A 17226-nucleotide genomic window follows, 5' to 3' on the forward strand; every position below is an offset into this window, starting at 1 on the left:
CTATCGCAGGAGTTCAATCCAGCCTTTATAGCTTCTTTCTCCTGTGGGGGTATTGAGTTTGAGTATGTAATAATAGGTGCCTTCATTCAGGGAATCGCCGGTCCATTCGTTCTGGTAATTCTTTGACTGATACACCATATTTCCCCAACGGTTATAAATAAACAGGGAAGAATTAGGGTATCGCAGGATGCCGGTGATAATGAACTTATCATTCTTTCCGTCGCCGTTAGGCGTAATCACGTTCGGGATCATGATATCATCGCCGGTAACGGTAACTACCTTGCTCACCGCAATATTATTGGAGCGATCCGGATCCGGCAACAGGGAAGTAGCCGTTGCACTGTTTATTACATCTCCGGTATTGGTGATGCGGGTAGTATATTTCAGTGTAGCCGTTTGCGTGAGGGAGAGGCTGTCCAGGCTCCAGATCAGTATCCGTGTGGCCGGATCATAAGTTACCTCCCCGATGCTTGCATCAAATCCGTTGATAATATCCAGGTTCTCTTTCAGGGTATCTCTCACCACCACCTGCGTAGTATTAAACGGACCAGCATTAGTCAGCGTTAACGCAAAGTCGGCTTTGCTGCCCACCTGCATTGGCGCCGTATTAAGCAGCTCTTTCTGTAACCGCAGATCCGACGTTGGAATAGGCGATACTGTAGTGATAACAGTGGCACTGGTATTATTACCTGTAGTTGTATCTACAGTGCCCGCCGGGGCTGTAATAATAGCCTGGTTACGCAATTCTATGGTGCTGTTTACCTTACCCGTAATGGCCAGGGTAATCACCCCTCCTGCCGGGAACGTGCCGATAGTAGTTTTTACCACATTTCCGGTGTTGGTAGTTTGTACACCCGCAACACCACCGGTAGCAGATAATATCTGCACATAAGATCCTTCAATATTTGCCGGCAGGATATCTGTAATCACCGCACCATCTCCCGCAGCCGGACCACCATTTTTAGCTACAATGATGTAGGTAATTGAATCATTGTTGGTGAGTTGAGCCGGACCGGATTTGGTGACAGAAAGATCCAGTTTCTTAATACCCGGTACCACTTCCGTTACCACCGGATCAGATGAAACAGGCGTACCAGTACCCTGCTTCAGTGTAGCCGTATTGGTAACACCGGTAATAACTGCATCTGCCGGAATAACGCCTTTAATATTCACCTGTATGGTATTGCCGCTACCTGCATCCAGGTTGCCGGTTACAGATACATTATTGCCACTGCCTGTTGCGCCGCCGGTTACCTGTGAAGTACCATTAGCGGTGGTAGTCCACGTTACCTGTGTAATAGCCGCAGGCACCGCATCGGTAATATTGATACCTGCTGCCGCAGACGGTCCTGCGTTGGAGGCAATGATCACATACCGGATAGTGTCTCCGGCATTGACACTGGCAGGGCCGGTTTTGATAATACTCAATTGTGAACGGCTGCTTACCTGGGTGGTAGCACTTGCTGTAGTGGTATTATTATTTGCATCCTTCGCACTGGCGGTATTGGTAATGCTGCCCGTAAAGGCAGTATTGATTTTACTGCTGATCTTTATGTTAATGGCGTTACCTGCGCCTGCGCTGATGTTACCATTCAACAATACATCACCGCTTCCGCTGCTGCTGCCGGTGATCTGTGCAGCACCCGTAGTGGTAGCTGTCCAGCTCACACCACTCAAGGTATCGGATACAATATCGCTGATCTGTATACCAGCGGCATCAGATGGACCATCGTTGGTAACCGTGATGTTGTAGTGTAAGCTGTCGCCTGCAATAGCTGTTGCCGCTGCCTGTTTCACGACGCGCAACGACGGTTTCTTTGTTACCGTGGTAATCGCCGGTGTGCTCGGAATAGAATCTCCTGTCGGCGGTTTCAGCGTTGCCGTGTTGGACAGTGAAGTGACTGTAGCATTTGCAGGCACCACACCGGTAATATTTATCACGATGCTGTTGCCCGGACCCGCAGCGATATTGGCATTTACTGATATGTTATTACCACTGCCTGTAGCTGCGCTGATGACCTGTGAAGTACCGCCCGCAGTGGCAGTCCAGGTCACCTGGCTGATAGCTGCCGGTACTATATCGGTGATGTTCACGCCGGTAGCGTTGGAAGGTCCTGCATTGGAAGCCGTAATCACATAGCGAATAGTATCGCCTGCATTTACCTGGCCACTGCCTGTTTTGGTAATACTCAATACTGATTTACTGATTACCTGTGTAGTTACTTTAGATGTAACTGTTTTGCCGGCAGCATCTGTTGCACTGGCAGTGTTCACAATACTATCTGTGAAGCCCGGCGCAATTTTTCCGATGATGCGGATCTGAACAGTATTACCATTTCCGGCGGCGATATTTGCTGTCAGGTTCACAGGGCTGCCCGTACCTGCAGCTGCGCCAATGACCTGCGCGTTTCCGGCTGTGGTGGCCGTCCAGCTCACATTGGTAACTCCCGCAGGAACTATATCACTGATCTTTACATTGGTGGCATCTGACGGCCCTGTATTGCCTACCGTGATCACATATTGCAAACTGTCGCCGGCATTCACCGTTGGCGGCGCCACCTTCGAAATACTAATGCCCGGCGCATGCTGAATGGTTGTTGTTACGGTTGGAGAAGTGATAGTAGTTCCGTCTCCTTTAGTTCCGGTAGCGGTGTTGGTAATTGCAGTTGTTGTTACGTTTGCCGCGATGGTGCCATTCACTGTGATCTGTATCACATTACCCGCGCCGGCGGCGATGTCGCCCTGAAGCTGTATGTTATTACCCGTTCCGGCGGCCGGTCCGGTTATCTGTGTATTACCGTTGGCCACGGCTGCCCAGCTTACATTGGTTACTGCTGCAGGCACTACATCGGTGATCACAAATCCTTTTACATCAGACGGTCCCTGGTTGGAGGCGGTAATCACATAGCTGATACTGCTGCCGGCCTTAACGGTGGCCGGTCCTATTTTATCCAGTTTAACAGCTGCTTCTTTGGTAACTGTCATACTGGTAACGGAAGTATATTCATTACCGGTGCTATCGGTAGCCTTAGCAGTATTGGTGATATTGCCTTCGTAATCGGGATTTACCCTTCCGGTGATGGTCACCTGTATGCCGTTGCCCGTACCTGCCGGTACGCCGGCATTAAAGGAGATCCGATTACCCACGCCTGAAACCGGGGTGCCGGGAGCCAGGGTGGCACTGCCTTTCAGGGCAATAGTCCAGTTTACATCCGTTATTTGCGGCGGCACTACATCTGTTACAGCAGCATTGATCAGATCAGATGGGCCATCGTTTGCGAGCGTTATTACATAACTGATGTTGTTACCGGCGATGGCTTTCTGCGGACCGGATTTTGTGAATTGTACGCCCGGTTTGTTGAGGATATGCGTATTAACAGAATCTCCGGAAACTATATTTCCCCGTATACTTACCTGCGCCTTGTTTTGTACGATACCTGATAATCCCGGTGCGATAGTGCCGGTAATCGTTACCAGGATATTATTGCCTGCTCCTGCCGGAATGCTTCCGCGTACATTGATATTGTTACCGGTACCGGATGACGCACCTATCAGCGTACCACCTGTAGCCACTGCATTCCACGTTACCTGTTGCACTGCAGCAGGCACTATATCTGTAATAGTAACGCTATCGGCATCGGATGGACCATCGTTGGCTACCAGCAGCGTATAATTAATTATACCTCCTGCGGTCATAGAATCCGGCGCTGATTTATTGATTCTTATTGTTGCCCGTTTCTCTACTACTGTAATCACCGGTGGTGTATTTGTGGTCACCGTATTCAGAGTATAAGCAGCGGTATTAGTAATATTTCCGGAGAAGGAAGCGGCGATACTACCACTCACGTTAACCACTATACGATTACCTGCACCTGCTGGTACGTTAGCTATCAAACTAACATTGCCGGTTCTGTTTGTAATATTGCCACCATTAATAGCGGCGGCGCCCTGCGCCACGGCAGACCATACCGGGTTTTGCAATTCAGCCGGAAGCAGGTCGGTTACTGTTACATTCGACGCATCAGATGGACCGTCGTTGCTCAAAACAAGGCTATAACTGATAGTACTGCCAGCAGCGGCTTTTGGCGGACCAGACTTGATCAGCTGTAATCCCGGCTTACCGGTTACCTGTGTTACTACTTCGTTAGACGGATAATCCACTCCGCCGGTATGTGCATTGGCCTGGTTGCTTAATGCCCCTGTTTGAGAAGAAGGAATAGTAGCGGTAATCACTACATGTATCACATTCGCAGCGCCTGCCGGAATGTTGGCGGTGAAGCTTACATTACCTGGTTGTTGTTGCAGGTTGCCACCGCTGATAGCAGCCGTACCCGCCGCAGTAGCCGACCACCGCACATTTTGCAGACCTGCCGGCAACGTATCTGTTACCAGGATATTGGTTGCATCGGACGGACCATCGTTATACACATCTACCGTATAAGAAATGGTGTTGCCTGCTGCTGCAGTATCCGGTGCTGCTTTCACCAGCCTGACACCACTAACGGTGGTGATCACCGTGGTTACTGTATCTGTGAGTGCAGCGCCTGTAAGAGGTGTTACCGTGGCTACGTTTACAAGCGTACCGGAAGCAGCAGGATCGGCTGTTCCATTTACCATTACCAGGATAGTATTGGCGGCTCCCGGCGGTATAGTTGCCTGGAAGTTCACATTGCCGGATTGATTGCTGATGTTACCTCCGTTGATAACGGCGCTGCCACTGGCGGTAGCAGACCACAACGCATTCTTCAATGCAGGTGGCAGCACATCACTCACGGTAATTCCCTGCGCAGTAGAAATACCGGTGTTGGTTACAGCGATAGTGTATGCTACCTGCGCGCCGGCAGCCACGGTGGCCGGGCCGGATTTACTGATACCAATACCTGGTTGATTAATAATCTGTGTATTTACTTCATTACTTAAAACTGATTGTCCGTTACCTTCAGCTACTGCCCTGTTCATAATATTACCGGTAAATGCAGGATCGGAATTACCCGTAATAGTTACTCTTATGAGTCCCCCTACCGGGATGTTGCCCGTCATATTCAGGGAATTACCGGCGCCGGTTCCTCCGCTGATAATAGTGGCATTGACAGCGATGGCAGTCCATTTCACGTTTTGCAATTCAACAGGAACAGTATCCCTGATGCTTACACCGGTGGCACTGGAAGGTCCGTTATTCCGGATGTCGAGTGTATACCTTACGGTGTCGCCACCGGCTATTTGTGCGGGTCCTGATTTAAGGATTGATAATCCTGGTACCGCAGTTACCTGCGTATTTACAGTCACCGTACCCGGTGTTGGATCTGTTACGCCTGTTGGTGGTGTAGCAGTAGCTGTATTGCTGAGTACCCCGCTGAATGCAGGATCTATAATACCTTTTACCGTAATGGTTATAACACCACTGTTTGCCGGGATATCTCCTGTTAATGAAATGGCATTGCTGTTACCGCTGCCAGTGGCTACAGTAGCGCCACCGGCGCCTATGGCTGTCCACTGCACATTGGTAATACCCACCGGAATATTGTCTGTAATCACGGCCCCTGTTACGTTTGCAGGGCCTGCGTTATTTACTGTAATCACATAAGTGATTTCTTTACCCGCGGCTATTGTTGCAGGAGCGGTTTTATTAATTCTCAGGTCAGCAGAATTGTTAATGGAAGTAACCACCGTACTTACTTTAGTGGTGCCTGCAGAAGCGGTAACGGTGTTAGTGATGGTACCAGCTGCAGCCGGACTCACATTACCGGTGATGGTAATGATAATAGTACCGCTGTTGCTGCCGCCCAGCGATGCCCTCTCATTGTTGATAGAGCCACTGCCGCTGAGGTTGACCATAGAAGCATTTCCACTTACCACTGCAGTCCACGTTGCTCCCGTAATTGCAGCAGGAATGTTATCTGTAACAAATACTTCATTTGCATCAGACAGCCCGTTGTTGCTCAGTACAATAGTATAAGTGATCTGGTCATTTACATTTACACTTGCCGGTCCTGATTTAGATACCTGCAAACCCAGATCGGTAGTGATGTTGGTGTGAATACTGCTGGTGTTATTGGCAGGATTGGTTTCCGTTACGGTAGCCGGAACTCCTACTACAACAGTATTGGATATTGTACCGGTAGCCGCAGGGTCTACAGTACCTGTGATGGTAACCATCACATTGTTACCCGGACCTGCATCTACGCTGGCATTCAGGCTGACCGTGTTACCGGTTATCACAGGGCTGCCCGCAATTGCATTTCCACTTGCCAGTGCGTTTACACTGGTGATATGGATTACGCCCGGCACTACATCGGTGATAGTGGCAACATTTACATTGGAAATACCATTGTTGGTGATTAACAGCTTATAGGTAATTTCCTGTCCTGCTGCTATATTGGCCGGGCCGGATTTCACAATCACCATGTCCGCTTCCTTGGTTACATTGGTGATAACACTGGCGGTAGCAGGGTTGGTATTCGTCATACCCGGCGGCGGTGTTACTGTAACGGTATTAGTAACGCTGTTACCACTTACGGTAGCAGGGTCCAGCGTACCATTTATCACGATGTCAATACTACCCGTGCCGGCAGGTATATTAGCCTGCAGGGTCACATCTCCGGTACCACTACCTGCTGATGCAAAACTTCCTGCACCATTGGCAACAGCAGTCCATGTTGGTTGAAGAATACTGGTTGGAATAACATCCGAAATAGTAGCGCCGCTTATATTGGATGGTCCTTCATTGGTAACCGTAATGGTGTAACTTATTTTTTCACCGGCTACTGCGGTAGCGGGTCCACTCTTCACCACACGCAAACTGGCCTTGCGGCTGGTAGCTGTGGTTACATTGGAAACAAACGGCGTATCACCCGGAACAACGGCGGTAACGGTATTAATGATTTCATCACCGGTGAATTCCGGATCCAGTTTACCCGTTACCGTTATATCAACTGCATGTCCGGAAGATGCCGGAATATCAGCAATGAGCTGCACATCCCCTGCGCCGTTATTACTGCTCACGGTAGTGCCGGCGCCGCTGGCTACTGCAGTCCATACCGGTTGAAGTATGGCCGGGTTAATAACATCAGTGATGTTGATGCTCTTCGCATCGGATGGGCCGGCGTTGGACAGGCGGATGGTGTAAGTAATAGTATCGCCGCTGAATGCACTTCCCGGGCCGTTCTTAGTCAGCACAAGACGCGCAAGCGATACTACTTTGGTAATCAGTGTATCCGTTACCGTTACTGGCAGATCAGGAGAAGTAACGTACGCCGTATTCCGCAACGGTACTCCCGTGTAGGCAGGATCAGTCGTTCCTTCAATCGTTACCACTACTCCGTTGGTAGCGCCGGCTGCAATATCTGCAGAGATGTTCACCAGGTTACCGGTGTCCAAAGCATTACCATGTATCACCGCATTTCCTGTTGCAACTGCCCTCCAGGTTACATTACCGATAGCAACCGGCACGGTATCTCTCAGTTGTAAGCCGGTAGCATCCGATGGACCGTTGTTATGCAGTGTGATCTGGTAAACAATCTTTCCGCCGGCAGGTACTTCTGCAGGTCCCGTCTTGCTTAAAATCAAAGCAGATTGTTTACCTATATGCGTAGTAGTTTCATTAGAAGTAACCGGTGTATTTCCGGCCGGTGTAACCGTAGCGGTATTCTTAATATCGCCGGTAGCTGCCGGGTTCACTGTTCCATGAATGGTCAGTGTAATACTGTTGCCCGCGCCCGCAGCGACAGCTCCATTCAGGGAGATACTATTTCCGCTGCCCGCGCCTGTTTGTACAGATGCGTTACCAGCTGTTACAGCCGACCAGGTTACATTTTGCACCGCTGCCGGTACAATGTCTGCAATGGTAACGGCCGGCGCATCTGATGGACCAATATTGGTTACGGTGACCGTAAAGGTGATGTTACTGCCTGCAGGAATAGTGTCCGGAGCGCTCTTCACCACCTGGATGCCAGGTGCATTGATCACGGTGGTAATAATGCTGTCGCTCCTCGCCGTGTCTTTACCCGGCACCACTACAGATGCCGAATTAGTAAGGATTCCTGTATAACTGGCCGCCAGTTTACCGGTTATATTTACAAAGATGTGATTAGCGGTACCCGCAGTCAAATCTGCATCCAATGTTACATTATTGCCAGTACCGGTAGCGCCGCTGATAATATTTCCACTGCCGGTAACACTGCTTGTCCATTTCACATTGGTGATGGCAGCCGGCACAATATCCTGTATAATGATGCCGCGCGCATCAGACACACCAAAGTTGGTGATCACCAACTGGTAGCTCACTTCTTCGCCCGCCTTCATTTGCGCAGGACCTGTTTTGCTGATATCTATCGCAGGATCATTGGTGATTAAAGTAGTTACTGTTGCGTGTACCGTTGGGGCGCCGGTAACCGATGCGGTGGCGGTATTTTGCAGCGTTCCCGCAGCAGCAGGACTAACAGTACCATCAATAGTAACCGTTACCATACCACCGGCAGGAATGTTCGCTGTTACGGCCACTATATTACCATTACCGGTAGCGCCGGTGGTAATAGCCGCACCACCGCCGGTAGCGGATGTCCAGCTGACATTCTGTACAATAGCATTTACGCTGTCTGATATACTCACCCCTGTTGCATCGGACACACCAGTGTTTTCTACCTGTAAAGTATACCGGATCCTACCACCGGCGGAAACATCCGTTGCACCTGTTTTGGTGATCTGCAACACCGGCTTGCTGGTAATATGAGTTTGTACCGTATCTGATGTAACCGTGTTGCCGTTAACAACTGCTGTAAAATGATTAGACAGATTTCCCGTAGCGGATGATGCCAGCGTACCCTGCACTGTAATTACGATCGTTTCACCCGCACCCGCAGGAATATTACCGGTAACATTCACCGTATTACCGGTGCCGGTTGCACCGCTGACAATAGTGGCGCCTCCCGTGGTAGTAGCAGTCCACTGCGTATTTATTAAAGACGCCGGCACCACATCAGTGATGGCTACATTAGTAGCATCAGACAAACCATTGTTGGTGGCTACCAGTGTATAGGTAACCATTTGCCCTGCCACTGCGGTATCCGGAGCGCTCTTCAATAATACTATGCCAGGATTACTGCTTACGGTAGTAACAACAGGATCTGATGTTACGGGTGTACCACCCACGGTACCAACAACAGCCCGGTTAGTAATTTGTCCGGTGAAAGATGGATTGATTTTACCTGTTACATACACCAGGATGTAGTTGCTGTCGCCCGCAGGAATATCGCCAATCAATTGTAATACGCCGTTATTAATATCCGCAGTAAAGTAAGATGCACTGCCATTCGTTACTACTTTTAACACCGGGTTCTGGATGGCTGCAGGCAGCGTATCATTCAGTGCTGCCTTAAACGCATCGGAAGGACCGCTGTTATTGATTTGCAGGAGATAGCTGATAGTGCTGCCTGCATCTGCGGTTGCAGGGCCGCTCTTCGTGAGTATCAGGCCCGGCGTGTTATTGATCTTCGTAATAATTTCGTTGGAATTAACAGGTTGCTGACCGGTTACACCTACCTCCGCAATATTGTTGATATTGCCGGTTGCGCCGGAACGCACCGTACCATGTACTACAATAGTAACGGTGTTATTATTTCCGGCCGGAATGTTAGCGTTCACTGTTAACGTATTGCCGTTACCGTTAGCTCCACTATTGATCACGGCACTGCCGGAGGTAGTGGCGGTCCAGGTCACATTAGTCAGGAGTGTGGCTCCTACCTCATCTGTAATAACCGCCTGCAGGGCATCTGAAGGACCGGTGTTAGTAACGGTAATCGTGTACGTGATGTCTGTTCCTGCATCCACTGTTGCGGGACCCGCCTTTACTATCTGTAGTCCGGGTTGGTTATCCACCACCGTTTTATTAACGGCAGTAACTGTAGTATCACCCGGCAATGCTGCGGTAGCAGTATTCGTTAGTGTATCCTGCGCACCGGATTCCACGGTACCATTGATTTGTACGATGATAGCATTGCCTGCACCGGCAGGAATGTTCACCACTGTACTCACATTATTGCCCGTACCTCCTGATGCCCCTCCTGTGGCAATAGCTGCCGTACCGGTGGCCGCAACCGACCAGGTAGTACCAGTGATCGCAGCGGGTACTACATCCGTTAGTATTACACCTGTTGCATCTGAAGGACCAGCATTCACCAACCGCAGCACATAGTTGATAGCCTCACCAGCCGCTACACGACCTGTTGCCGGGCCTTGTTTAACCAGGGTAAGACCAGTACTATTTATCAGCGTGGTATTTACTGTATTGGAAGAAACCGGGGTGCCTGCCGGAGGCGTGGCGGTAGCTGTATTAGAAAGATTTCCGGTAGCAGCGGAATTTATAGTACCGCTGATATTTACAATGATGGTATTGCCCGCACCTGCAGGTAAACCAGCAGTGAAATTAACGGCGCCATTACCACCGGTTACGCTGGCGGTGGTGCTGCCATTGGTGGTAACTGTCCATACCGGGTTTTGTATCTGCACAGGTACCTGATCTGCAATCACTACGCCTGCTACATCGGAAGGACCGTTATTGACAATCGTTAACTGGTAACTGATACCGGTGCCGGCTGTTCCGCTGGCAGGGCCGTTTTTTGTCACTTCGATATCCGTTTGCGGAGCCGGTGTATCGGTATCTGTTGCACTGTTGCCGGCCGGATTAATATTGTTGTAGCCAGACGGAATAACAATGGTGGCCGTATTTGTGAGCGGGCCGGTGTAACCGGATGGTATATCTATCGTTAACGTATATACGATTTCACTGCCTGCCGGGAGGTTCACCGGTTCATTAATGGGTCCGGAACCGGATTCTTTGGCCTGGGCTCCTCCGGAACTATTGGCGCTCCAGGAGGCAACAGTAATACCTGTTGGGAGCGGATCCTGGAAGGTAGCACCGGTTAAATCCGATGGTCCGCTGTTCAGGATACTGATCTGGTAGGTGGTAGTAGTTCCCGCAGTATAAGTAGTAGTATTATCTGTTTTGGTAACCTTTACTTCCACCGATTTCGTCACTGGGGTAACTACCGTAGTAGTAGCCGGAGTAGGATCTGTAGTAGTGGCAGGCGGTGTTGCCTTTACACTATTGGTTAAGCTGGCACCTGTATATTGCGCCTGTACCTCGCCGGCGATGGTGAGCGTTACTGATTTTCCGGGCGTCAGCAGCGCTCCTGTCCAGTTGCCGCTATTGCTTGAATATGTGCCCTCAGACGGGGTATAGCTGTTGGCAATGAAACCATCCGGTAAAGAATCTGTTACCGTAAATGTTTCCGCTGCCAATACGGTAGAAGGCCCGTTATTGGTAACCGTAATCGTATAAGTAAGCGGCGATCCTGCAGTTGCGTTAGCCGGGGAAGCAGTTTTAGCAATGCTCAGATCTATTATTCCCATCTGCACAGTAATATTTACCGTACCTGTTGCACACGCGCCCTGGTTATCACATACCTGGTACCGGTAAAAATCAACACCAACGAAGCCTGCCTGTGGAGTATAGGTAAAGGTGCCATCCGTATTCTGCACAACAGCTCCATGAGCCGGCTGTTCAATCAAGGTAGTTGATACGGTAATAGGTTGATTTTCGGGATCGCTGTCGTTAGTCAGCACATTGCCACTTACCGGTACATCCCTGGTGGTGGTATAATTATCTGTTACTGCCACCGGTGGGTTATTAGGCACTATACCACTAACTGTTGAAGTGTTATTGGCAGCAACAGGATCGGGCATATCTGCCGGGCTCACAACAGAAGCCGTATTCGCGATGGTATCACCACCAATAGCTGTAGCTGCTACATTACCGGTTACAGTAATAACAATTTTATTACCTGCCGCAAATGGCAGATCACCGGTTGGATTCACAGATGTACCTGTGCCGGTAGAAGGCCGTAAGCTAACACCCGCACCACTTACAGCAGAAGTCCAGGAAGCGTTCTCCATTTTTGCCGGTAGCAGATCCTGTACCTGGAAGCCCGAAACATTGGAGGGGCCCAGGTTTTCGATGGTGATGGTATAAGTAAGCGGGCTGCCGGTTTTATAAGTGTTGCCTGCGGCAGATTTGGTAATGGTCAGATCCGCCTGGCGGGTATACGTTAATATTACCGTATCGCTTGCAGCAGCGCAGTTTCCGTTGGAGATAGTCCAAACGAGTGTAGCACTGGTATTGGGCTGCAGCGTAACATTGGTATTGGGATTACTATTATCCGCAATCGCGGCAGTGCCGCTGATCTGTGTCCAAACACCCGTACCATTTACCGGTGCGTTCGCACTCATCACAAAGCTGCCGCTGTTATTTTTTGTTTGATCGGGACCAGCATTGGCTGCATCCGGCTGCGCATATATGTATATCTGTACTGTATCTACAGATGGTGCGCAGGAGCCATTGCTGATGGTCCAGGTAAGTACATAATTACCTGGCGTAAGGTTTTGTATACCCGTATTCGGTAGCGCCGCATCTGCAAATGTAACGGCGGCGGGCCCTGCTACCTGCAACCATGAGCCGGTACCAGTAGTGGCTGCATTAGCCGCCAGCGTAGTGGCGTTCACGTTACACAACTGCTGATCCGGCCCTGCATTTGCCACAGTAGGCAAGGCATCAATCTTAACGGCTACAGTGTCTGTAATTACATCGGCGCAACCTGATCCTGCACTACTCACTACCCTGCGGAACCAGGTACTTTGGCTCAGCACCGGCGCATCGTATAACTGTTGAGTGGCGCCGGCAATATCTGTAAAGTTGATACTGTCTGTTGATGATTGCCAGCGGTAAGCATACGTTCCTGTTCCACCGTCAGGCGCAACAGGCTGACTGAATGCCACTGGATTACCACTTCCGCAAAACACCTGGCTGCCGCTGATTACGCCTGGTGTAAGCGTTGGGTTTACTTTAATCATTACCGCCAGGCTTGTATCACTGCAACTTCCTGCTGTAACTACTCTCCTGAACCAGGTAGTTTGCTGCAAAGCTGTTGGCGTGTAGTCTTTACCGTTAGATACACCCGGTACAGCTGTAAAACCGGCGGTAGCACTGGCAGTGCTGCTTTGCCATAAATATACCGGCGTTCCGGAAACGGCGGTGCCAATTAAAGGTGCGGGCGTATTGCCAAAACAAATGGACTGTTCAGCAGTCACTGTATTACTTCCGATAGTAGGAGAAACGGGAATAGAATTCGTTAAGATGTTATTACAACCGGCACCCGATGGCGCACCGCTACATTCCACGTCTGGATCTGTAGGCGAAGTGCTGGTGGCATTGGTGGCATCGGGATCTGTTACATCGGCGGGACGGAGTATGCTGGATTTAGTTGCCAGGTTTCCTCCTGGTGGAACTGCCGACACTGTACCTGAAATAACATAAGAGATCACTGCACCGTTGTTCATATTCACCGTTGCGCTGTATGCATTACCAATAACGCCACCGGATACAATCGTAGCGGTGCCGGTAATAGTGGGTGTTACCGTAACACCCGTTAATGCCGCAGGGAAAGAGAAGTTAAACTTCGCTCCCAGCGCGGTATCCGGCCCGTTATTTCTTATGCTGGTGGTAAACGAAATCCTGCTGCCAACACAAATAGCGCCCACACTGGGATCGTTGTTTACTACCTGCAGATCTGCCTGAAGTTGCCGTACCGTTACCGTTGCCGAGATAGGTGCACTGAAAATATAAGCCCAGGTATCCAGCAAACTGTTATCGCCATAACTATTCGTATATTTATGACCGTTAGTGCTACTGTTAACTCCCGGACTGGCAGATGCGTTAATCGGTACCGGTGCGCCGGCGCCGGCTCCCAGCAGTTCATCATTCCAGTAAACGGTAGGATCGGGCGCATTGGAGCCATTGGTGCGTGTGATAACAATACCATTCGGATTGTTTTCCACATCCATGTACGGGAAATGAACTTCACCTGAAAACAATACTACCGATATATTAACGGTGGCGCCATTGGCTACATCTCCTCCCTGTCCGTTTTTACCGTCCCATAAAATGCTGTTAGCGCCTGAAACAGATGATCCTGTGATGATGCGGTCTATCGGATCATTCGTACTTCCGTTATTATTTACATCTATTGAAATTCTGAAATTACCATTCTGATTAGCGGTAAAACGGATATAACCACCGGCCAGGGGTGGTGTGCCGGATTGACCGGGTGTGCCTTCTTTTCCGGTAAAAGAAACATCGGTAACAGTAGGTACAACAGGGGTGCTGATCAGCCAGGTAGATGCTGCGGCGGTGCCCACCCAAACCGGAGCCGTGGTTGGCAGCGTATTATCCGGCGGGTTATAAAACATCTTCTGGGTAATATTGGTGGCGTCGTCCGGTAAAGTGGGATTGTGAAAGGAGTAGGCGCCACCGGCGGATGTAACCTGGACAAGGTCTACACTTTTATATACAGGTACTCCTGTTGCTTTATCGCGGGTGCCCTTGTTATTTACAAAAAAAGCAAAGAGGAAAGGTTGTATGCCGTTACCGGTGGCGGTATAGGTAAAGCCATCTTTTGTGAGTATATTAAATTTACCATAAAAAGCAGAGCTGGCGGTACCGGCGTTTGCGGTAAAAATATTCAGGTATACACGTCCTGGTTTTTGTACCCCGGCGCTTGCTACGGTGATGTCCCAGGCCACGATGAGCGCCAGTGTACTCACTGCGGTTTGATTGGCGGTTGTCCAGTTGGCATTTGCAGCGGGAGGAGTATACCCCGTGCCTAACGCGGAAGAAGGATTGGGTGGGGTGAATTCAACGGTCCATATACCTTCTTCAGCGGCCAATACGGTTCTGTTGTAAGCGCTGTAACCACCGGCGGTGAGGGCAGCAGGCCCGGCGAGTTCTTCTGCCCGGCTGTTGATCCGTCCTGTGGTAACGGAAGTTCCCGTAGTATATACAGCACCGTTAGGGGCTATCAGCCTGGTGGTGCCCGATCCGATGCCCTGTGCACTGGACCCGATATAGATCACCTCTCCCGCTTTCGCATATACGAACATTCTTCCGGGATTGATGATATTCCCGATAAGCGCGCTGGTATTGGTAGAAGAACTGGTCATATAGGCCCTGTTTCCCTGGGCGCCTGAAGGATACATGTCCTTACTGCCTTCTGCCAGGCAACATACAGTAGGAAATAAGGCGAATAATACGATGGAACAAAGGGTCAAAAGTTTTCTCATAGAAACATTTTGCATCTCAGGCAACTGCTGAACAGACACATTTTCTAATCGCATTAACCCGGGGTTCAGGCAACTGTATTCGATTTCCAAAAAAAATAATACTGAAGAAAAAAAGACGAACTACTTGCTTACAGACGGCGCACGGATTCAATTTTGGTGTTTACTTGCTCCTAAGTGGCGAGGTAATGAACAGTACTCTTAGCGGGGATTATGAACTTGTCAGGAACCCTGACGAATTAGATTTTGGATACGGACTATAGTAGCAAATGTATAGCGACCTCTCCATATAAAATGCAGCCCAATTATATTTTCTTTTTTAAAAGATTTATAAAAAATAATATAATGACATTCTTATATAAAAAGACACAAGGGTATCAACACAAAAAAAGCACCCTTCGCCTGACGGCAAAGGGTGCTTATATTTTTAGCGATGAACGCTGTTATTTATGCGAATCTTGGCTTCAGTTCATTAGCCAGGGTAACCATTTTCTTGATGCCATCTTCAGGCAGGTTACCTTTCTTGAATTCAGCGAGTACTTCCGGTAAGCGCACCTGCATTTCATTCAGGAAGGCTTCTTCAAAAGCACGTACCTGTTTAACAGGAACATCACGCAGCAAACCGTTTGTACCCAGGTAAATCATAGCTACCTGTTTTTCTACGGCGTACGGGCTGAACTGAGCCTGTTTCAGGATTTCCACGTTACGGGCACCTTTATCGATAACTGCTTTGGTAGCAGCATCCAGGTCACCACCGAATTTGGAGAAGGCCTCCATTTCGCGGTATTGAGCCTGATCGAGTTTCAGGGTACCAGATACTTTCTTCATGGATTTGATCTGTGCGTTACCACCCACGCGGCTTACAGAGATACCTACGTTGATCGCAGGACGGATACCGGCGTTGAACAGGTTACCTTCCAGGAAGATCTGACCATCGGTGATGGAGATTACGTTGGTAGGGATGTAAGCAGATACGTCACTCGCCTGTGTTTCGATGATTGGCAATGCTGTCAGGGAACCACCACCTTTTACCAGGTGTCTGATAGATTCAGGTAAGTCGTTCATCTGTTTTGCGATGGCATCATTGCTGATGATTTTCGCAGCACGCTCGAGTAAACGGCTATGCAGGTAGAATACGTCACCAGGATATGCTTCACGGCCAGGAGGACGTTTCAGCAGCAGGGATACCTCACGGTAAGCAACCGCCTGTTTGGACAGATCATCATAAACGATCAGTGCAGGACGACCTGAGTCACGGAAGAATTCACCGATTGCAGCGCCGGCAAACGGAGCGTAGAACTGCAGCGGTGCAGGATCAGCAGCATTAGCCGCTACGATGGTAGTGTAAGCCATAGCGCCTGCTTCCTGTAATGTTTTCATTACACCGGCAACAGTAGATGCTTTCTGGCCAATTGCCACGTATATGCAATAAACAGGTTTACCTGCATCATAAAATTCTTTCTGGTTGATGATCGTATCAATACAGATCGCTGTTTTACCTGTCTGACGGTCACCAATTACCAGCTCACGCTGACCACGACCAACAGGGATCATCGCATCAATTGCTTTTACACCTGTTTGCAGTGGTTCTTTTACTGGTTCACGGTACAGAACACCCGGTGCTTTACGCTCCAGCGGCATTTCATACAGTTCACCTTTGATAGGGCCTTTACCATCGATAGGCTCACCCAGTGTATTGATTACGCGGCCAACAACACCTTCACCCACGTTAATGGAAGCGATCTTCTTGGTACGACGTACTTTATCACCTTCTTTAATACCTGCTGACTGACCCATCAATACCACACCCACGTTGTCTTCTTCCAGGTTCAGTGCAATTGCTTTTACGCCATTGCTGAATTCAACCAGTTCACCATAACCTACATTGCCTAATCCGTATATGCGGGCAATACCATCACCCACCTGTAATACAGTACCTACCTCTTCCAGGTCGGCAGAAGCATTGAAGTTGCTTAACTGCTGGCGTAAAATCGCCGAAATTTCATCAGGTTTAATATCAACCATAATTATGATTTTAAAAAAAGTCGTTAGAGAAAATTA

Annotated in this window: 2 protein-coding genes; both read right to left on the reverse strand. The window is 49.4% G+C overall.

Features of this window, described 5'->3' with window-relative positions; all coding sequences use genetic code 11:
* Positions 1-15168: a T9SS type B sorting domain-containing protein gene (locus V7S65_RS26160; RefSeq protein WP_336389026.1), complete on the reverse strand. Its 15168-nt coding sequence runs from the start codon at positions 15166-15168 to the stop codon at positions 1-3.
* Positions 15169-15612: 444 nt separating this feature from the next.
* On the reverse strand, positions 15613-17190 hold the full coding sequence (gene atpA / locus V7S65_RS26165) for a F0F1 ATP synthase subunit alpha (protein ID WP_079471013.1): 1578 nt from the start codon (positions 17188-17190) through the stop codon (positions 15613-15615).
* Positions 17191-17226: the final 36 nt, after the last annotated feature.

The organism is Chitinophaga sp. CCNWYY40, assembly GCF_037483205.1.
GTDB classification, from domain to species: Bacteria; Bacteroidota; Bacteroidia; order Chitinophagales; family Chitinophagaceae; genus Chitinophaga; species Chitinophaga ginsengisegetis.